The sequence below is a fragment of the Microseira sp. BLCC-F43 genome (assembly GCF_041929235.1).
Taxonomy (GTDB): Bacteria; Cyanobacteriota; Cyanobacteriia; order Cyanobacteriales; family Aerosakkonemataceae; genus Microseira.
This window is the reverse complement of the sequence record NZ_JBHFNP010000233.1, coordinates 1-20,434: the sequence shown is the minus strand read 5'-3', so window position 1 is coordinate 20,434 and position 20,434 is coordinate 1. Positions and strand designations below refer to the sequence as shown.

The window sequence follows — 20,434 nt, the reverse complement described above, 5'->3', positions numbered from 1 at the left end:
GTTCACTCCTATCCTAGACATTTGGACAAGTTACATTAACATAACTTCATCTGAGTTAAATCAGTCGCAGTCCAATTGCAATTCAATCGAGGTCAAATGCATCGCTTCCTCAGATTTTTGATTGTTTCCCTCTTTTTCTCCGTCTCCCTGCCTTGGTGTCAGGAAACACAAGCCGCTTTTATCCAGCCCCAGCGCAGTAAAAAAGGCATGGTGGTATCCGCCCATCCTCTAGCCAGCGAGGCGGGACTTTCCATGCTAAAAAAGGGCGGTAATGCCGTAGATGCAGCCGTTGCCACCGCTTTTGCGATTTCCGTCGTCGAACCTTTTTCCGCAGGCATCGGCGGCGGAGGGTTTTTGCTGTTGCATTTGGCACAAACCGGGGAAATGAAAGCGCTTGACTTTCGCGAACGCGCCCCCTTGCGGGCAACGCGGGATATGTATCTGGACTCACAAGGCAAGGTGCGTCCGAATGCAAGTGTAAATGGCTACTTGGCGGTCGCGGTTCCCGGTACCGTCGCCGGACTTGCCCAAGTGCATCGTCGCTATGGCAAGTTGCCTTGGCGAGAGGTAGTTGCACCCGCTATTCGCCTCGCCGATGAGGGATTTATTGTCAGTCTTGCGCGTACTTGGCGGTTCAGTCAAATATCGGAAACCCGCAGAAATATTATTTTGAATAATCCGGCGGCGCGGCAAATTTTCGCGCCCAACGGAGTATTATTTGGGGAAAGCGATCGCTTAATCCAGCGAGATTTGGCGATGACGTTACGCGCTATCGCCCAAAACCCCCAATCTTTTTACACTGGCAATATCGCCCGCACAATTGCCGAAGATATGGCAAGAAACGGCGGTTTAATTACCCTCGAAGACCTTAAATCTTACCAACCAACTTGGCGCGAACCTTTATGCGGCACTTTCCGCGTTTATCAGATTTGTTCCATGCCGCCGCCTTCTTCTGGAGGCGTTTTGCTATTAGAAATGCTGAATATTATCGGCGATACCGATATTAAATCTCAGGGATGGAATCACCCGGACACGCTGCATTTATTAGCAGAAACCATGAAAATTGCCTATGCAGATCGTTCCGTACATTTAGGCGATCCGGATTTTGTTGACGTGCCAGTTACAGCGCTTACCAGTCGCGCCTATGCCGCAAAAAGACGTGAGGAAATTTCAATGGAACGGGCGCGCCCTGCTAGCGAAATTAAACCAATAAGTAGGGAGATATTGCAGCGTTTTGTGCAAACCTCTCCCCCAACCCCTCTCCTGCAAGGAGAGGGGAGCATTTCTCCCCCCTTCCCTCCCAGGGAAGGGGGAAATATTTCTCCCCCCTTCCCTCCCAGGGAAGGGGGAAGTATTTCTCCCCCCTTGCCTCCCAGGGAAGGGGGAAGTATTTCTCCCCCCTTGCCTCCCAGGGAAGGGGGGTTGGGGGGGTTAGGTTTGCTCAGCAGAGAATCACCCGATACGAGTCATTTAACCGTAGTGGATGAACAAAGAAATACAGTTAGCCTTACTTTTACAATTAATTATGGTTTTGGTGCCGGTGTTGTAGTACCCGGAACGGGGATTTTATTAAACAATGAAATGGATGATTTTGCCATTGCTCCCGGTGTCCCCAATTTATTTGGTTTAATCGGAGGGGATGCAAATGCGATCGCACCCCGCAAAATCCCCTTATCCAGCATGTCTCCCACTATCGTCACCGAAAATAATCGCCTGCGTTTGGCGACGGGTTCCCCTGGCGGCAGTACAATTATTACCACCGTTTTGCAAATTATCCTCAACGTCTTGGTTTACGATATGGACGCAGGTGCCGCCGTTTCTGCTTCCCGCATTCATCATCAATGGTCGCCCGATAAATTGCGAGTAGAACCCTTTGGTTTAGATGCCCTTACTTTAGAAGAATTGCGCCGCCGAGGACATACAATTGAGCAACAAAATCCTTGGGGAAATGCGAATGCCATCTCCCAAACTTCTGACGGATGGTTAGAAGGTGCTGCCGATCCTCGCGGCGAAGGTGCTGCTAAAGGTTTTTAACCCACATTCCGCACCCTGGGGTGTCACACAGGATAATTACTCAGAAAACTCTCAGGACCCACGCAAGCGCCTTGCCAGAAACCCGGTTTCTTCATCGATCTCTGATTGCCAAACCAACGATTTTTCATAGAAACCCGGTTTCTTTGCCTCAGTATAATTACTCAGAAACCTCTAGGTTTCAAGTTATAAATTATGCTTGTTTTTCTTCCGTTTATCTCCTGGATAAAAGTATAATTTATAGATCGATAGATTGAGAAAAATAAGTAAAAACCGATTGGATTTGAGGGGGCGGAATGTGGGTTTTAACGGACAAAATTTATCCTAAAGCTCAGGGTTAAACCTTTATGTTTAGTTAGATTTACATAGTTAAAATTATGTAAAAGATTGCCAAAATGGTAAGACAAATAAATCTAAATTATTTAAAATAAAAAATAAAATTGACAATTTAGTTAAAGCAAAGGGAAGGTAATATATTATGGCTATTTTAACAGGCGATCGCTTCAATAACTACCTGATTGGTACTGACGAAAATGACCTGATATCAGGCTATGCAGGCAATGACACCCTCAATGGCGGGTCGGGGGATGACACCCTCAATGGTGGGACTGGCGATGATAGCCTCGATGGGGGGTTTGGCAGCGACTACCTTGATGGGGGGGCTGGCGATGACTACCTCGATGGCGGCGGAGATAGCTACCCACCGAAAACCGACAAAGATACCCTAATCGGCGGGTCTGGTAACGACACTCTCAAAGCCGCGAAGAGCAACGATAACCTCCTGGAAGGCGGGACGGGCAATGACGTCCTCTATGGCGGGGGCTTGTACCGCAACGACACCCTCAGAGGCGGCGCTGGCGATGACTTGATCGATAGCGGTGGCAGGCGGGAAGGGTTTGGCTATGGCAGCAACATCCTCGATGGCGGAGCCGGTAATGATACCCTCCTGGGAGATTATGCTGACACCCTATATGGGGGAAGCGGCAATGACTACCTTTCTGCCTTCGCCTTTGGCTGGGTTGGCTATGGTGGAACGGGGGATGACACCCTGATCAGTTCGCTTGCTAGCCCTGACAGGCTCTACGGCGAGGCTGGCAACGATAGCATCTATGGCGGGGCTGGCGATGATACCCTCGACGGCGGGTCTGGTAATGACACCCTCGATGGCGGGGATTACTTTGTCTACGGTCGGTATGGACTTTATACCGGGGGAGGTAATGACAGACTCATCGGTGGAGAAGGCGATGACCTGATCCGTGGTGGGCGAAGCTTTGCCCTCGACTTTCACCTCAGGGATGCACAAGATAATGACACCCTCGAAGGCGGGTCTGGCAATGATACCCTCTATGGTGAAGAAGACGATGACCTCCTGACTGGCGGAAACGGAAATGACCTCCTCTACGGTGGGGGAGACAATGACGTTGTGCAAATTTACCAAAGTTGGACTCAAGTTCTAGACCGCAATGACACTATTGAGGGTGGGTTTGGCAATGATACCCTCGTAGGTGGAGCTGGTAATGACCTGCTCACCGGAAATCAAGGTGCTGATAGTTTCCTCTACAAAACCAGCAAAACTTTCGACACACAAGAGATTGGCATCGATACCATCACTGACTTTAAAGCAGGTACAGACAAAATTGTTCTGAGCAAAACAACCTTTAGTGCGCTTACCAGTGCCGTAGGTGGTTCGATCAACGCTAATGAGTTTGCAGTTGTGGCTGATGACATTGCTGCTGCTGTCAGCAATGCTTTCATCACCTACAGCACTGGCAGTGGCAAGTTATTCTACAACCAAAATGGCGCTGCTGAGGATTTGGGAAACGGCGCTCAGTTTGCCTTCCTGCAAGGCATCCCGCGATTAAGTGCTACAGATATCGCGCTGATTGCCTAGTGGGCTACCAAGCCCCTTTTGGCGGGTTCTTGAACCCGCCCCGTCCCCCTAATTGTTAACCGGCTTTTTCTGTATCAGGTACAAATAGTAAGTCTCGTCAGGAACAATACTCTGACTAGATTTGAACAGAAAAGAAATATTCAGTTCGTTTCTTTTAACCTTCAGCTTGTAATTTAAAATGAGTAAAGCCTTATTGTTCTGCTTTATCAGGCGTTCGACCCGATCAAGAACTTCTCTTTGCTTGGGCAATTTTCGGTTTCTCCATACAATAAAACTGCCAAGCTTATCGCTTTCAAGATAATAAATTTGACGATTTAAAAACCCGGCAACTGGCGCGGCTGCATAATCCCGACTTCCCACTAATACATAATCTTTTAACCCTTGTTGATCGATATAATTTGCCACTTCTTTACTCCCAGAAAATGTATAATTAAAATCCAGATAAACCGCCAACAATCCAGCAATAACATGAGCGAATAAAATTCCACTTAAATAAACATTTTTATAACGATCTACTAAATTTAACCTTGTCAGTATTTTTTGACTCGATTTTAATTTTTCGATTAACAAGTCTGATTTGATATAAAAGCTTGAAATCCAAACACAAGCTAAAAATAGGAAAAATAAGTTTCCGTGATGTCTTAAAGAACCTATAAACTTTGTATAACTAAAAACCAGAAATCCACAAGTTCCGCATAAATACAGAAACAGGACAATCGGCTTCCGAATAAACAGCGCCGCCGAATATAACAGTATAATTATGGTAATTGAAATTGCACATATTCTGGCAATTGAATCGCCATTGATCAAAATATTAGTATTCCAAAATTGATACTGAAAAAAGTTTGGTATGGGAATATAGCTTCGCCAAATTGTTAATATGGTTGCGAATAAGCGGTTATTCAATAATGGAAATGCCGCCCAATCTTCAAGTCTGATAACATCACTTTTAAAATCTGCATCATCGAGTGGTATAATTTGAAAAATCCCCATTAAAATCCCCAAACATACTATGGCTAAGCTAACGAGCGTCTGCCATTTTTTAGTTTTAAATAATGTTCTTATATCCTGAGCTAAAAACCCATCTAAAACTAATGTCATTGCCAAAAATAGAGCAAATATCAACCCATAAGCGTGGGTATTAGCTAGTAAAGCCAAAATAACAGACAGGGGAAAATAATTTCGATTCCGCGTTGGATATAACGCACAGAAGATAAAAATTAGTAAAATTCCCAAGCTATAACTTCTACTGATGATGCTGTACTCGTAAAAAGGAAAATATCCAAATGTAAACAATATTTTCTGGAAACGAGTAAAGGGAGAGAATTCGATAAAAACATAAATAACGCTGGTAGCTAGTAGCAAATGAAATATTTGCATGGCTAGGGGATTATGCGTGAACCTGGTAATTAAATACAAACAGCTATGCCATAAAGCTGGATGTGCCTCATATCTCAAGTTATTGAATAAATCGATAATCGATGAACTATCTTTAGCGATTAGCCAAGATTGGAGTTCATCGCGCCACATTTCATGATGGAGAATGCCAATAAGTCCTAAACTAAAAAACAATAAAATTAGCCAGTTTTTTAAGGCATTATTACTTTTAAAAATCGAATTAAAATAATTTTCTGTTTGGATAGTTGCCATGACGGCGCTTATTTCGGGTTGTCAAGGTTGCTGATATATTATATACCGTTGAGACAAAATATGACCTCAGTATTTGCCATATTATTTATCGGCGATTTTTCCGGATCTGGGCAAGATGGGGAAGAATTATGATTGATCTCCCTCATCTCCCCTATCTCTTACGCCGAACCAGCTTACTTCCTCATCTCCCTCATCTCTCTGGTGGAAGTGAGTTTTGAGACTGCCTCTAATAAAGAAGTTCCGTCCTTCTTTCCCACTTCGGTCTGCCTCACCTGATACCGTTCCCAGAAAAAGCCTGCTACATTTGCTACCTGTGACAGGCAGAGTAATGCCGCTAACAGCAGTCTTGGTTGAGGCGAAGAATGGGAAAATGGATATTTCAGTAAGTTGAAATAAAAGGAAATAGGTTCGACTTTAATCTGTTCTGAGTTGCGTCGGAAACGCAATTGATGAAAGTGGAAAGCGCCGCGACCGTAGTTGAAATGTTGTCGCCAGTATGTTTTCAATGATAGTTTGTGGGCGTGGTAAATTTGCGCTTCTTTGGCATAGAGCATCGGGTAACCATAGTAGAGTAAGCGATCGCATAACTCCCGGTCTTCCCCCGCCGCCAAAGGAAAGCTGGTATCAAAGCTGCCGATCTGGCGAAAATATTTGGCAGGTAAGGCAAAGTTATTAGAAGCAAAAAAACGCGATCGCAGAGGGTCGGCATTAAAGTATTGGTAAAGATAATCGATTAAGATCTGACTTGCGGTTGAATACAAATTATCGGGAAGTGCGTTCAGTGTCAGACCGCCGATGGCGCAATCGGGCGTCGTGGTAAAGTAAGTTTCTAAAGCTTGCAACCAGTTAGAAGCAGGGGTGCAGTCGTCGTCGGTAAATGCTAAATACTTACCCCTCGCTGTCGCCGCACCCGCATTTCGCGCCGATGCTGGACCTGCATTGCTTTGTCTGAGCAGCGTTAGGTTAAGTTTATCTTGAAAGCGAGCAACTACATCTTTCAAAGGCGTTTTGCTGCCGTCGTCCACTACAATAACCTCAAAGCGATGCCAGGGATAATCCAAGCGAGTCAGCGACTCCAGACAAGTAGTAAGGCGCTCTGGACGATTGTATGTGGGAATAATAATGGAAAAGAAAAGTTGTTCTTGTTGCACGAGCCTTACCTCATTTATTTCAGATTTCAGAAATCAGGACAGTCTTGACCCAAAATAGTCTTACTTTATCAGTATCAGCAAAACGTCAACAACCAATCCAGATAAATTTTTGGGATAGGTTTGATGTTTTAGCGCCTTGTCACAAATTTTCAGACGTTCGGCATCCCTATCAACTGAAGTCTTGTCATCAGCAACTTTTTGGCGGAATGATTTATATTTTTTCGGCATAGGACAAATTTTTCCAGCAGTTCTAATCAATTAGACGCCCCCGAAACCCCTTTCATTCCATTGTGTATTCTAGCGTTTGAGCTAGCGTAATTTGTAGATATTGCTTAGCAAATCACCCCAAAGATAGAGATGTTTTTTCTCTGATAAAATTTGCCCAACAGCAGGATTGCCAGCAGAATCATGAGCGCCATCGCTTATAATTCTTCAAGCGATTGCGCCAATCGATAAAAATTGTATTAATGATTACAATTTAGTAAAAAAGCTGTTTTTGTGCCATAAAAACTTACCTTTGTTTTCAGTCGCTAATTTTGTATTTTTTTTGAGGGACTACTGAATCTCAGCCTGGGTTCTGATATCACGACCAGACCGCCAATTACCAAGTCGGTAAGCGATGGCAGACCGCCAATAATTGAGTTTAACAAATAGCCACTTCAACAAGGCTACTGAGGGTCGTATCCGGTACGAATTAGGCACAAGTGTATAGGATGAATTGTAGCCGCTTTGATTGCGAATTTCTTGGGGAAGTTCAGCGTCAGCGGTTTCGTTAAACGCCCTTTCTAGTTCTAACGCTAAACTAGGAAAACCCAGTTTTTCTGCCATTTTCACAATCAGATGACCGCTATGGTTAATGTATCTTTGATACTTGACATCTCCACAATAAATGATGCCTAGATCCAGATATTCCTCTAGTTCATTTGCCAAGCGTATTAACAGAACATCGCGGTCAATAGCATCAAGGGAATTTAGGCGATCGCATATATCAGGAATCGTCTGTTCGTTCCACTGCATAGAGGTGTATCTGGCAACATATCCCTCAATTTCCTCACCAACGACATCTCTTACTTGCTGGCGTTTGCTCTGGGAAATTCCCTTTCTTCCGTCTCCAAAGTCACCATTGACATAAGCAGCATGTAAAAGACTCGCCGCCACTACATTTGCAGGCAGATGAAGCGATACCAGGATGCTTGCCGTACCTACCAAATGAGCAATAAATGTTTTGCCAGAAGCTCGAAAGCTGCCTGTAAATAGGCGCATAGTTAACTGATAAGTCTTAAAGATACAGCTTAGATCGGGATGGGAGTAACCCTCGCGCCGTAGCTGGTTAAAAAGTTGGATGTTCGTTTGGGCATAATAGTGCATAATTCTGCTCTCAATTTGATGGAATGAAGCCAGGATTTAGGCTAATTTCGCATAATTTTCCACATCCGTGGCTGATAAAATAAAGACTGATTGAGCGAGCGTTCTGCTTTTACAGTAAATCTAAAAGATTCAACCGCATCAAAAGAGTAAGCTCCCTCTCTCATAATAACCTTAGCGTTGTAACGCCCCGGTTTTAAGCAACAGTAAGGCATGTATAATTGTATTTCTACTTTTTCCCCATTCATTACTTCTAAACACTCATTGTCGCTGGCGGAAGTGAGATACAAAACCCGCTCGCTTTCTCCAGACAAATCGGTAATCGTTAAACATAAATTAGCATTATTAATCTTCTGATGAGCTTTGCATCCTACACAGAAGTAAGCTGGTTCGCCACTTGTCAGCGCTTCGGTTATATTTCCTTGATTATCTTTCAAGCTAATAGAAACAATATCTAAACCTAAACTTTCACTCTTAGCTTTTTCTGGATAGTACGCATATCCTACAGATTTTTCTATCCCGCTTAAACATAAATCCTCTTCGTATTTCCGAACAACAGAATCAATGTCACCCGTTGCGAGCAGCTTACCCTTTGACAGGTAAAGCCCCATATTACAAACGTTTAATATTGCCGGGGGATTATGAGAAACTAGGATAAAAGCTGTGCCGTTTTCGCGCAGTTTTGCCAGTCGGCGATGACATTTCATCCTAAATTTAATATCCCCAACCGCTAGGACTTCATCTATCAATAAAATATCGGGTTCGATATGAATGGCACAGGCAAAACCTAACCTGGCTGCCATTCCAGAGCTATAACTTTGAACCGGGGAATCAATCGCCTCCCAAATTTCGGCGAAATCTACCACATCATCAAATCTTTTTTTAATTTCTTGGGTTGATAGCCCTAAAATTGACATATTTGCATAAATATTTTCTCTTCCGGTTAAAATGGGATTAAACCCGGCTCCCAGTGCAATTAAAGGAGCCAAACTCCCCCTAACTTTTACCTTTCCAGTATCGGGTTTAATTAAACCGCTAATAATCCGCAGCAGAGTACTTTTCCCAGCGCCATTTGAGCCAACTAAACCCACCGCCTCGCCGCGCCGCAGTTGGAAATTAACATTTTTCAGCGCCCAAAACTCGCCGGTTCGCAAAGTTTCGCTGTTGCGGCGTCCTCCTACCAATTCCGTCGCGATATCTTGGATACCGTAAGCGAGCGATCGCTTCAAGTCCCGGCAAAACTTTTTAGACAAATTCTCAACCGAGATTACAACCTCGCTGTCGTCAGGTTGTCCTGCGGCGCTATCTTTCAACTCAGTCATCATGCGCTCACTCTCTCAATCGCATAAGGCATCGCCAGTCGGAATGCTATCCATGTTACCACCAAACCAATTATGGTAATGAGACTCACTATCCAAAATCCCACCGGATTTGATATAACTCCCACAGTTGCTAACTCCCGCGTCGTCACCAGCAAAGGCGTAACCGGATTCAGTTTAACCAGCAAGCCAAAAAGTCCTTGCCCCGATGGCATGGGATAAACAACAGGAGTCAAGAATAACCAAAACCCTGTCACCATTGTTAAACCTTTTGACACATCTTGGTATAAAACTCCTAAAGGAGACAACAACATACCAATTAATGTTCCCAGCATAATTAAGTGAATCAAGGCCACCAAAGCCAAGATTGCCGTCCAACTGACGGGAATCCGAAACCAGATAAACAACCCCACAATTAAAATTAGTTTAATCGCGAAGTTAAATAACACCTCACCCACCTTTGCTAAAATAATTGCCTCGCGGGGAAAATTCACTCTAGCTAACATTGGTTTGGCAACAATAACCGCTTGCACCGGGCCGTTGATCGCTTCCACAAACGTCTGCCAAAGCGCAGTACTAAACATCACATAAGCGGGATAAGGTAAATCTGTGGTTCCCACATTAAAAATTTTGGCTTCACCCGCAAGGGTAAAACCTGCCGCCATCACAATTGGCGGTAAAAAAGCCCAGGCAAAACCCAAAAATGATTGACGGTATTGAGCGCTAATATCTCGCACCATGAGTCGCCATGCTAATTCGCGGGAAGCTAACAAGTCTCGCCACATTAGTCTGAAAAGTTGCACCGGATGCCTGAGCAAAGATTCTGGTGTGTAAATTACTTCTGGCGGCATATAAAACTTTTTAGCTTCGATAATTGTTCAATGAAAGCTATCTGGTGGTTGCGGTGCGTTACGCTGGCGCTAACGCACCCTACATTTAGCTTGCCTGCCACACTCATCCTTGGGATAATGCTGTAGTTGAAGATGGATTTTGCTGCGTTACACCCGGCTGGCGCATCTGTTGTTCTTTGGCATAGCGGTCGGTGAGATAGCGGTTTAAAATCCTATCTAAAGGCACCAAAATGAAATTAAACAGACGTTCGCTTAAACCAAAGGTTAATATGCGGGTAAAAGGGCCGATGATTGCCATTTTGCGCCGCCATCCTACCTTTTTATATTTAGCTTGGAAGTATCCATCTTCGGCTAAATTCCACTTGTCGCGCAAGCGGTGTAAGCTTGCTAGTTGCCACGCATCGCTCCAGCGCAGCATGTAATAATGCAAATCTGTCCAAGCAGGCGGTTCTGGAACGTAAGTGACAATACATTTAGGCTCGAAATATACCGTACCTCCTGCTTGCATGACGATCATGCAAAAATCGAGGTGTTCTTTGGTGTTGAAAAAAGTTTCGTCGAGTAGACCGACTTTTTGAAAGATTTCGGTGCGAATTAACGTGCAGTGAAACTCTGCGAGTTCGGTTTGTTTCCGCTGGAGTTGGTCGCGTATAGTCTCTACTCGCGTTCCTTGTTTGTACATTTTTTCCCGCAGACGCCGCCTTGGGGTTTCGCTTTTATTATCAATCCAAATGTGGGTTTCTCCACCCGCACAGTGAACGATTTCGTGTATGGGTTTGTGCTGACAAACCAGCGGCCCTACAATTGTGGCATTGGTTTCCTCGGCACACTCTACTAATGCTTGCAACCAACCAGGGGAAACGATAACATCGTTGTCGATAAAAACGACATATTTGGTATTAACTCGACTCAAACCCAAGTTTCTAGCTTTGTTCGGAGACAGATAGTAATCTGTCCGAATTATTTCAAATTCTTTGGTTTGTGCTGTTTCTTCTAGATAGCGCTGGACTTTTTTGGGTGAGTTTCCGTCTACATAAACTAATTTAAACGGAAAGTCGGTGTATTCGTAAATGCTTTCGAGGGACTCGCGAGTGTAGCTAAAACGCTCGCGGGGAACAACAACTATCGTTACTTGCGGCTCTGTCATCGGTGATAATTCCATATATCTATCCTTTTGCAGTCGTGGGATTGTGGAGTTTCAGATCGAGTTCATCCAGTTACTTTTATAGACAATTTTGATTTTGACTTTAGCGGCTGATATGGCGCGTTAGCGAGTACTTTGCTGTAAATTTCAACCAAGCGATCGCTCAGCTTGTTAATATCATAATGTTTTTCTACATAAGCACGACCTGCTTTCCCCATTTGATGCCAAATTTCCGGATGTTCGATCAAATAGCCTAACTTTTCGGCTAAAGCATCTACATCTCGTTCGGGAACTAAAAAACCGGAAATTCCATCTTCGACGAGTTCCGGAATGCCCCCGTGGTAGGTGCTAACTACTGGCAAACCCATTGCCATTGCTTCTTTTAAAACGTTAATCGGCGCATCTTGATTGCCGTCTGAAGCTGTGACGCTTGGGGCGACAAATATCTGATATTTATCGAGTATTTCGATAATTTCTTGCTGATTCTTTTGCCCCAGCAACTTCACCGCATGACCGATATTGAGTGCTTGAATTAGTTGCTCAAAATCGGCCTTTAATTCTCCATCTCCAATGATATTGTATTCGAGATTCGGGTAGACTTTAGCCAGCTTTGCAACTGCGCGAATGCAATACTCTATCCCTTTTTTTTCTACCAGACGCCCCGTTGTGGCGATGCGAATTTTGCCGTCGTTAGAAGGGTGGCGGGGAGTAAAGGCAAACTGAGTGCAATCAATCCCTGAATAATGGACGAGTGCATTCTTTTCATTGCACCCCATTTGGATAATTCGGCGTCTGAAAAATTCGCAGTTGGTGAGGAAAAAGTCTCCGCTACGAAATAGCTGGTCGTAGACGCGATCGCCTTCTTTTTTCACATAGGTGCTGATATCATAACCCCGAAATGTTGTTATCAATTTTCCGGCGATCGCGCCGACATCCCGCAGATACATCCCTGTTAGGCCATCTGTACCAAATTGACAGTGGATAATGTCATAAGGTTCCTTGTCTAGTAAGGGGGTGATTGCGTATACTAACCACAAGGAAATCGAGCGCAAACCATACTTAAAAAAGTTTAGCGTTCGCAACACCACCAATGGTTTTTTTTGAAAATTATCCCATAGCAGTCTAATCGCTTTAAAGCCCCGTAGAACTAGATTTTTTGGTATTGGAGGTACGTAGTAGGTACGGTCGAGAAGTTTGTATTTTTCTACTGCCGGATGCACTTTGGAAGTATCGCCGGGTAAGTGGGCGTAAATATCTACTTCATTGCCGCGTTCGAGCAATCCTGTAATGATATTTAAGATAAAAGTTTCGGATAAAACTGGAAACTGCCAAACAATAATTGCTACTCTCACCACAACCTCCTGACGATTATTATTGACAAAATCATTCTGGTAATTTATCTAGCCGAAACACCTCCTAACTTAAGTCGTATTATCTCCCAAGCACTTATATACCTGACGCAAAACATCACCCAACACACTTTAATTTTTGAATCTATATTTTCTAGTCTATTATCTTTGAAGGCGTTAAATACGAAGTTTAAAGGCGGTATTACATTTTCCCATAAAAATTTAAAAAAAAATAAATTTTTTTCAGAAAATGAAAGCTGTTTTTGATTTTGCCAATCGTAGCTCCCACCGACTAGCCTGACGGTTCTTTTATACAATTCTTTAAAAGAAGATCTGGCAGGATGAGCGACGCAAGTATCGTCGGCATAAACCTGCTGATACCCTGCTGAGTATACCCGCTGTCCCCACTCTAGATCGCCATTAGATTTCAAGTTAGCGTTAAAAACTCCTACCCGATCGATGACGTTTTTAAAGGTAAAAAGGTTCCCAGTTGCTCCACCTCTTTTAGTTTCAAGCAGTTGCTGTTGGGGAAAAGCTGTAATGCTTTCATACAGTTCTACAGGGGTTGGTTTCTCTGGGTTTTTGCAGAAAATTTCCATTTTTCCTGCTACTAACCCACAGTTAGGAACTTGCAATAAATTTTTGACGCCATTCTCAATCCAATTAGGTGCGGGTATACAATCAGAATCAGTAAAAGCAATAACATCGCCTTTCGCTAAAGATATTCCTTGATTGCGCGCCGCATATGAACCAGGAAGACTTTCATAGGTAGCGATCGCACAACCAAATTGAGCCACTACCCCTTTAATATCTTGCGCTTCATCCGAAGCATTATCTGCAACAATTACCTCGTATAAATCTTTTGGATATGTCTGGTTTTCTAACGCTGCCAAACAAACCTTCAACCGTTCGGCATCGTTATAAACCGGAATAATTACAGAAACGAATAAACTAGGTAAGCTGTTCATAAGCAAGATTTTTACCTATTTAAATGGGTAGATATTGGCAAGCGCATCCTCCCTAAGATAGAAATTATTTCGCTTTTGCTAAATTCGCCAGAAAGCAACAGTGCTAGTAGGATAGCGAGCGCGAGCGCTAACAATTTAACTACCACCCAACCAGCGTCAACAGTAAAATTAGCTGCTAAAACATAAGCCAAACCGCTAACTAAAATAGTTCGACACAACGTCGTAATGGGAGGAAAAACTTGCAGCAGGCGGTAAACGGCTAACACCGTCACCAATGCACCTAAAATAGCGAAGGCAGCGAATGCAATAGAAGCACCCATTGCGCCCAATAGCGGAATCAAAAACCAGTACCCGATAATTGCTAAAGGTAATAAAGGAGCAGTTAAAATAAAAGTCCAGTCTGGTTTGCCAGCGGCGGTTAAAATAGCTGTCGTAATCGAAATCATCGCTAACCCCAACGCGCCAAAAATTAGCACGGCTAAAAGTGGCGCCGCCGGTAAAAAAGCTTTGCCAAAAATTAACGTCACAATTTCCGGTGCAGCACCCGCTGTCATACCGGCGAAGGGTAGCATTAACAGAACGGCACCCATAGCATCGCGACTAATTTTTTTAGCCGAATCTCGATCGCCCGCGTATAAAGTTCGGGTTAAAGTAGAAAGCAATAAAGGTGCAAAAGCAAGGGAAAAAATCCCCGGTATTAACGATAAATTTTGAGCCGCGCCATAAAAACCTGCGTCTGCTGCTGTACCGCCTAATATTTTTAAAGCAAACAAATCTAATTTTTCATAAAGGCGCATCGACAGCGCAAATAGAAATAGGGGAACGCCATAATCCCAAAGTTTTCTCGCCGGAAAATTAGATGCAGCGAAGGGGGAAGGACGAATATAAAAGCGGCAGATTGCTAATTCAACTAAAGACGCACCCACGCTACCGAGAATCGCACCCGAAATCGAAAGTCCCATTTCGACTAATAGCAAGATTAACAATAAACGGGCGATCCAGCGTAGAGCAGTTGCGATCGCCCGTTGACTAAACTTACCCACCCCAACTAAAATGCTGCGATGAGCATACGCCAAACAAAATAGCGGAATATCCAAAGCAAATAAGCGCAAATAGAGTGCGATCGCTTCCTCCCGCAGCACCATCGCCACCCCATCAGCAAGCAGCCAAATTAACAGCATCGCGCCGCCACCCACCCACAAATGCAAGCGCAGAACAGTTGTTCCTACAGGTCGCCAGTCTTCAGTTTCTCCCACAAACTTAATCGTGGCGCGGGTAAAAATTGATGTCAAACTCCATCCGATCCAAGCAATAATTGTTGCCGATAAAGTAAACAACCCGTAGCCTTCTGGGCCAAATTTACGAGTAAGAAAGGCAGCAGTTATTATCCCTGTCGGCAAAAGTAGCGCTTCAGCTAGGAAAATTTTAATTGTTCCACCCAGCATGTGATATCGCCTCCGTTTGCATCGGAATTATTACGATCGCAGGTGAGCAGGTGAGCAGAGGTGCAGGTGAGCAGAGGTGCAGGTGAGAGTGACCAATTAGCAATTAGCAATTAGCAATTAGCAATTAGCAATTAGCAATTACCCATTACCTTCAAAGCTCACTTCTACTTTCCCCGAACTAGCGACAAAATAATTCGGTCTGAAGTACGCTATTACCAGACCAGTAAAGTAGAGAAAAAGTGCCGCTAGCGCAATGGGCAATGCAGCTGGTAGATACAATAAGCGGCGGATATCTTCAGCAAAAACGGTGTAAAACCTTTTCGCCAAGTCTTTAAACTTCCCAAAGTCTATACTCAAGCAAGATATTAAATCCTGCAATGGTTTAAGGGTTTGGCGCTTTATTTCCGGCGGATTATCGGCAATTCTCTTGACAGCAAGGGCATCATAACCTAATAACAAGAAACGCCAGAAAAAGTGCGATAAACCGTTTGGCGCTGCGTGGGTAGCTCTAGATAAAGGTTGTCTCCAGATTGTATAACCTTCAGCACTGAGATCGCGCGCGTGAATCGTGCAGTTTCCGCGATAAATTGGCAAATCAGATGGAATTGGGTGCTGCATCAAGAAACTGCGGCGGAAAGCTACATTGTTGCAGAAATAGCTAGACGCAGGCGATAGCGCTTCCTGGCGGCAAAATCGCGGGAAGATATAGGTGAGAGCGATCGCCACCCCATAAGCACCGTCAGCAGGTGTCGTAGTTTCCCCTGCAACCACCTGAATTTCCGGATTATTAGCAAAAGGAGAAAGCAGATTTCTCAGCCAAATCGTTTCGTAAGTACAATCGGAATCGCATAAAACAACTACCTCCCCCGTCGTCAGAGCAACCCCTTTCATTTTGGCTTCGTAATAGCCAATATCCGACTCAATTTTGCGGAATCCAATCCAAGGATAATTAGTCTGGATGCGTTCGATTAATTCAGCAGGAACGTCCCCACTCTCAACAATCAAAACTTCATTAGCAAGCGTGGGCGAAATGTCTTGTTCCCCAAGGGTTTTTAGACACCGTAACAAGCCATCTAGTTCAGCGATCGATAAATTTTCTGTTTCTATGATGATAGAAAAGCTGGGTAACTCTGCCTCATTTTTCGTTTTTAATTCTCCCATATTCACCCTATATCTTTATTTCCCTGAACAACCCGGTTTTACTTAATCCTATTTGCCAGTTATAAACTTGGTTTTTGCTAATAGCTAATAGCTAATTTCCATCTGGCAAACATAATATCCTGATTGAGCCATTAGCCATTAGCCATTAGCCATTAGCCATTAGCCATTAGCCATTAGCCATTAGCCATTAGCCATTAGCCATTAGCTACTTAGTACCCGCCGAGAGAGTATTTTTCTCTTTTTTTACCGTAAACTCTTCGTGGTAAGATCGCTCGGTATTCACCTCCCACAAATCGTGATGTTCGCCCATAATATTTTTAGCAGCTAGCAACCCAGTCAGCATCGAGTGATCCTGATTGTTGTATCGGTGCATCCCGTTTCGTCCAACTGTTTGCAGGTTTTCAATTGTTGCTAAATAATCTTGAATTACCTGCAAATGCTTGCGGTAATCTTGGTCGTAAACCGGGTAAGCTTTCGGTTGGCGAATGATTGTGCCGTCTTCCACATCCCCAGCATTTGCTAACCCTAAACTATCTAATTCTCGCGTCGCCAATGATATCAGATCTGCATCAGACATTGTCCATAGTCCATCCCCAGCATGGCAGAAATATTCCATTCCCAAACAAGTCTTGTTTTGCTCGGGAACCATTGCGGCGCTCCAATTTTTGAAGTTTTGAATCCGCCCCACTTTGACATTTGGACTGTGGATATAAATCCAATTATCTGGAAATAAATCTTTGCGATTAACCACGAGGGCTACAATTAAGAAATCCCGATATTTCAAAGATCGAGATGCCTCCAATACTTCCTGTGGCGGCGGCGGGTCGAATCTTTGGACGAGGGCGGTAACCGGCATACTGGAAATAAAATATTCTCCAGTAAGTTGAATCAAATTGTTATCCCGTTCCGCAATAACTTTTTTGATTGTATTCCCCTCGCGCTCGATGCGAAGCACTCTAGTATTGAGATGAACTTCTCCGCCTTTTTCTTCAACTACCTCCTTAAATCGCTGCCACATCATCCCCGGGCCTAAAAGCGGGTATTCAAATTCTTTAATCAATGTTTTGGTGTTATTACTGCCAAACAGCGCATTGATAATTGCTGTTTTTAACGACAGTCCTTTTATCCGCTGTGCCGCCCATTCGGCTTGGATTTCGGTGCAAGGAATTCCCCAAACCTTTTCGGTGTAGGTTTTGAAGAATGTTTTGTAAAGACGTTCGCCAAAGCGATTCGACACCCACTGTTCAAAATTCTCCTCGACGGGAGAAGGACGCCATTTTGCTTTGAGGTAGCTTAATAGAATTAAGCCGCTTTCAACGATGCCCAAGTTGGATAAAGTATTGAACGCACTCAGGGGATAGTTAAAAAAACGACCTCGATAGTAAATGCGCGATAATCGAGGCACTTTAATGAACCCTTCTCCCAATACCTCATGCCATAGCTGCTGCACTTCTTCAACTTTGGTAAAAAAGCGATGACCGCCTATATCAAAGAGGTAGCCTTTATAGGTTTCGGTGCGCGAGATGCCACCCACTTTGTCACCTTTTTCTAACACTACAGGCTTGATGCCGTGCTTGACTAGCTCGTATGCAGCTGTCAAACCAGCCGGACCTGCACCGATGATGATAGTGGAATTATTTTGCATGGGTTAGCGTCTTTTGAGATAATGTTTGCGCTTCAGAGATTTCTGCTAAGAAATTTGACAGTCAGTCTCAGGGCTGTACCTGTAGAACAGGTGGCGAATTACGCCAATGGTAAATGCTAACCCCCCATAAAAATAATACAACCAATGCCAGGGAATCGTCTGTAGTGCGAAAGCTAAACCGTGCTTGCTTCTAAAAAAGCGGTAAAGTGGTGCGTTGAGCGCTAATAGCGGTGAGATGACGATTGCGGCAATTGGTAGTAAACTTGGCCACCAGCAAGATGCTGCCAAGGTGATAACCAGTATGTAAGTTAGCACAACGCTGATGCGGCTGGATAATCCCAAATTTAGATCGTTGGGTAGGTTGCGAGATCGCAATATCAACGCCGTCCACGGAATCGCCCGATAGAAAAAGTCAGCCCTCAACAACGAAACAACTCCCCAATGCTTTAAGTGCTTGCCTTGCAAGGTTTTGCACAGTCGAATTCGATGCCCCGCTTTTTTCAGCCGATACCCTAACTCGATATCCTCGATCGAAGGTAAGCGATAACTTTCATCAAAGCCACCTATCGCCAGGAAGATATCGCGGCGAATCGCACCCACCGCACCCCAAAATGTAAATCCTTCTTCCTGCGCTGTCTGATGGGTGTAGTGGTGTAGCAGATTTTTGTATTGCGATAGAAAATTCTTTGCCCCTGGTGCGTCGTCATAAGAACCGATAACCGCAGCCAGTTCTGGGTCTTGCTCAAACGCACGCGCAACTTCGCTCACCGCATCGGGCGCGATCGCCACATCCGCATCCACAAAAAAGATTATATCGCCACTCGCCCCACGCGCTCCCCAGTTTCTTGCCCGCGCCGGACCTCCACAGGTAGGGAGTCTCAACACCTTGGCGCCAAATTCTTTAGCCAAACGCCAAGAACCATCTGAGTCGCCATCGGCTACTACGATTATTTCATCGGGTTGGGGCACAGCCTGCGCCAAACTTGACAAACATTGGCGGAAACTTTCTCCCCCATTGTGTACCGGGATAACCACTGAGACGGATAACTCTTTAGGATAATGCATCACAGATTTTTGTATCTTACACTACAAAAGCTTGGCAAATAAATATTAAATTTTCTGTGGTTTCTCTGTCATATTAATTTATATTATGGCTGGCTATATGAAGTTTAGGTAAAGATTTCCTGGAAAATACGGAGAATTTTATGAAGTTTGTATGAACTTCACAGAATCATCACCAAAAAAGCATTGACCAATCTCGAGATAGATGATGTTAATCAATAAAGCCTAAGATTTCATGCCCTCGAATTTATGTGAAAATACTTAGAATACTATCTGAATCGAAAAAATTTATAATTCTAGAGAACCGCAACTGGCTTAAGGATGAAATTTTTACCAGAGCCAGTACTTTTCAATGACTGGCATGTAGTGGGGCGATCGCAAGACCTGCAAGCGGGAAAAGTGCTGAGCGTCCGCTTGCTAGAAGAAGATTTGGTGTTGTGGCGTGACGATACCCAAGCATTAGCTTGGCAAAACCGCTGCCCCCATCGAGGAGCGCGTCTTTCTCTGGGAAAAATTGTCGATCGAACTCTTGTTTGTCCTTACCACGGTTTAGCATATAACAGCAGAGGCTGCTGTGTAAAGATTCCGGCTCACCCAACCCAATTGCCACCAGCACAAGCTGATGTGCAAACTTACCAAACTCAGGAGCGTTACGGTTTAGTGTGGGTATCTTTGGGAAAACCCGACCGGGACATACCTGATTTTTCAGAATGGGATGACCCAACCTATCGCCATATTTGCTGTGGACCCTACCATTATCGCTCTAGCGGTTTCCGCGCCCTGGAGAATTTCCTCGACATTGCCCATTTCCCGTTTGTGCATGGGGGATTGTTAGGTGACCCCGAACATCCGGAAATAGAAGATTATCAAGTTGAGGCGAGTTTGAATGGCATTACAATCCGCAACGTCCGCGTCTGGCAACCAGACCCTGACGGCACCGGACAGGCAGCGACAGTAACTTACGAATATCAAGTTTTGCGCCCCCTGACGGCATATTTTTGCAAAGAGTCAAATGGGCGGCGTTTCGCTATTTTTTTCCACGTTACCCCAGTCGATCAGGTGGAATGTATCGGCTGGATGTGGATGGCGATGAACTATGCTTGCGAAGTGCCAGAAGCCGAACTGCGGGCAGCTCAGGACAAACTGGTGGCTCAAGATATTGCTATTGTTGAGTCCCAGCGCCCACAACGCTTACCGCTCGACTTGCAAGCGGAGGTGCATCTAGCGAGCGATCGCGCCTCGATTGCCTACCGCAAGTGGTTAAAACAACTCGGCGTCACCTTCGGCGTCACTTGATAGCGTAAGTTGCTAGTTATAAGTTGTGACATTGGTAATTGGTAATTGGTAATTGGTAATGGGATTCATGCCTCAGTCTACTCTTGACAATTACCCAAAACCCGAG

16 protein-coding genes are annotated in these 20,434 nt (G+C 44.4%); 3 read left to right on the top strand and 13 right to left on the bottom strand.

Annotation, left to right across the window (positions count from 1 at the left end):
• Positions 1-96 precede the first annotated feature (96 nt).
• Positions 97-2,034, top strand: a complete 1,938-nt coding sequence (locus tag ACE1CM_RS30995; RefSeq protein WP_374882729.1) for a gamma-glutamyltransferase — start codon at positions 97-99, stop codon at positions 2,032-2,034.
• Between the two features lie 475 nt (positions 2,035-2,509).
• On the top strand, positions 2,510-3,922 hold the full coding sequence (locus ACE1CM_RS30990) for a hypothetical protein (RefSeq protein WP_374882708.1): 1,413 nt from the start codon (positions 2,510-2,512) through the stop codon (positions 3,920-3,922).
• 48 nt (positions 3,923-3,970) lie between these two features.
• On the opposite strand, the gene ACE1CM_RS30985 is transcribed toward ACE1CM_RS30990, so the two are convergent.
• The 13 genes from ACE1CM_RS30985 to ACE1CM_RS30925 form a co-directional block, all read right to left on the bottom strand.
• Positions 3,971-5,572: a hypothetical protein gene (locus tag ACE1CM_RS30985; protein WP_374882707.1), complete on the bottom strand. Its 1,602-nt coding sequence runs from the start codon at positions 5,570-5,572 to the stop codon at positions 3,971-3,973.
• 173 nt (positions 5,573-5,745) lie between these two features.
• Positions 5,746-6,723, bottom strand: a complete 978-nt coding sequence (locus ACE1CM_RS30980; protein ID WP_374882706.1) for a glycosyltransferase family 2 protein — start codon at positions 6,721-6,723, stop codon at positions 5,746-5,748.
• A 60-nt stretch (positions 6,724-6,783) separates the two neighbouring features.
• Positions 6,784-6,951, bottom strand: coding sequence for a hypothetical protein (locus ACE1CM_RS30975; protein ID WP_374882705.1), 168 nt, complete (start codon positions 6,949-6,951; stop codon positions 6,784-6,786).
• A gap of 327 nt (positions 6,952-7,278) precedes the next feature.
• On the bottom strand, positions 7,279-8,091 hold the full coding sequence (locus tag ACE1CM_RS30970) for a DUF6817 domain-containing protein (protein WP_374882704.1): 813 nt from the start codon (positions 8,089-8,091) through the stop codon (positions 7,279-7,281).
• A 41-nt stretch (positions 8,092-8,132) separates the two neighbouring features.
• Positions 8,133-9,413, bottom strand: a complete 1,281-nt coding sequence (locus ACE1CM_RS30965; RefSeq protein WP_374882703.1) for an ABC transporter ATP-binding protein — start codon at positions 9,411-9,413, stop codon at positions 8,133-8,135.
• Positions 9,410-10,258, bottom strand: coding sequence for an ABC transporter permease (locus tag ACE1CM_RS30960; protein WP_374882702.1), 849 nt, complete (start codon positions 10,256-10,258; stop codon positions 9,410-9,412). Before ACE1CM_RS30960 ends, ACE1CM_RS30965 begins: the two co-directional genes overlap by 4 nt.
• A 103-nt stretch (positions 10,259-10,361) precedes the next feature.
• On the bottom strand, positions 10,362-11,420 hold the full coding sequence (locus ACE1CM_RS30955; RefSeq protein WP_374882701.1) for a glycosyltransferase family 2 protein: 1,059 nt from the start codon (positions 11,418-11,420) through the stop codon (positions 10,362-10,364).
• Positions 11,421-11,467: 47 nt separating this feature from the next.
• Complete coding sequence (locus tag ACE1CM_RS30950) at positions 11,468-12,754, bottom strand: glycosyltransferase (protein WP_374882700.1); 1,287 nt, start codon at positions 12,752-12,754, stop codon at positions 11,468-11,470.
• A gap of 44 nt (positions 12,755-12,798) precedes the next feature.
• The gene (locus ACE1CM_RS30945; RefSeq protein WP_374882699.1) at positions 12,799-13,719 is read right to left on the bottom strand and encodes a glycosyltransferase; all 921 of its coding nucleotides are present in this window, start codon (positions 13,717-13,719) and stop codon (positions 12,799-12,801) included.
• 11 nt (positions 13,720-13,730) lie between these two features.
• A complete protein-coding gene (locus ACE1CM_RS30940) occupies positions 13,731-15,164 on the bottom strand; it encodes a lipopolysaccharide biosynthesis protein (RefSeq protein ID WP_374882698.1) in 1,434 nt (477 codons plus the stop codon).
• 138 nt (positions 15,165-15,302) lie between these two features.
• Positions 15,303-16,325: a glycosyltransferase gene (locus ACE1CM_RS30935; RefSeq protein WP_374882697.1), complete on the bottom strand. Its 1,023-nt coding sequence runs from the start codon at positions 16,323-16,325 to the stop codon at positions 15,303-15,305.
• Between the two features lie 205 nt (positions 16,326-16,530).
• Entirely contained in the window at positions 16,531-17,970 is a 1,440-nt protein-coding gene (locus ACE1CM_RS30930; RefSeq protein ID WP_374882696.1) for an NAD(P)/FAD-dependent oxidoreductase, read from the bottom strand.
• Positions 17,971-18,015: 45 nt separating this feature from the next.
• The gene (locus ACE1CM_RS30925) at positions 18,016-19,035 is read right to left on the bottom strand and encodes a glycosyltransferase (RefSeq protein WP_374882728.1); all 1,020 of its coding nucleotides are present in this window, start codon (positions 19,033-19,035) and stop codon (positions 18,016-18,018) included.
• A gap of 318 nt (positions 19,036-19,353) precedes the next feature.
• Here ACE1CM_RS30925 and ACE1CM_RS30920 point away from each other — a divergent pair, with 318 nt between their 5' ends.
• Positions 19,354-20,328 carry a Rieske 2Fe-2S domain-containing protein gene (locus tag ACE1CM_RS30920; protein ID WP_374882695.1) on the top strand — a complete coding sequence of 325 codons (975 nt, stop codon included), beginning with the start codon at positions 19,354-19,356 and terminating at the stop codon, positions 20,326-20,328.
• The last annotated feature ends 106 nt before the right edge of the window (positions 20,329-20,434 follow it).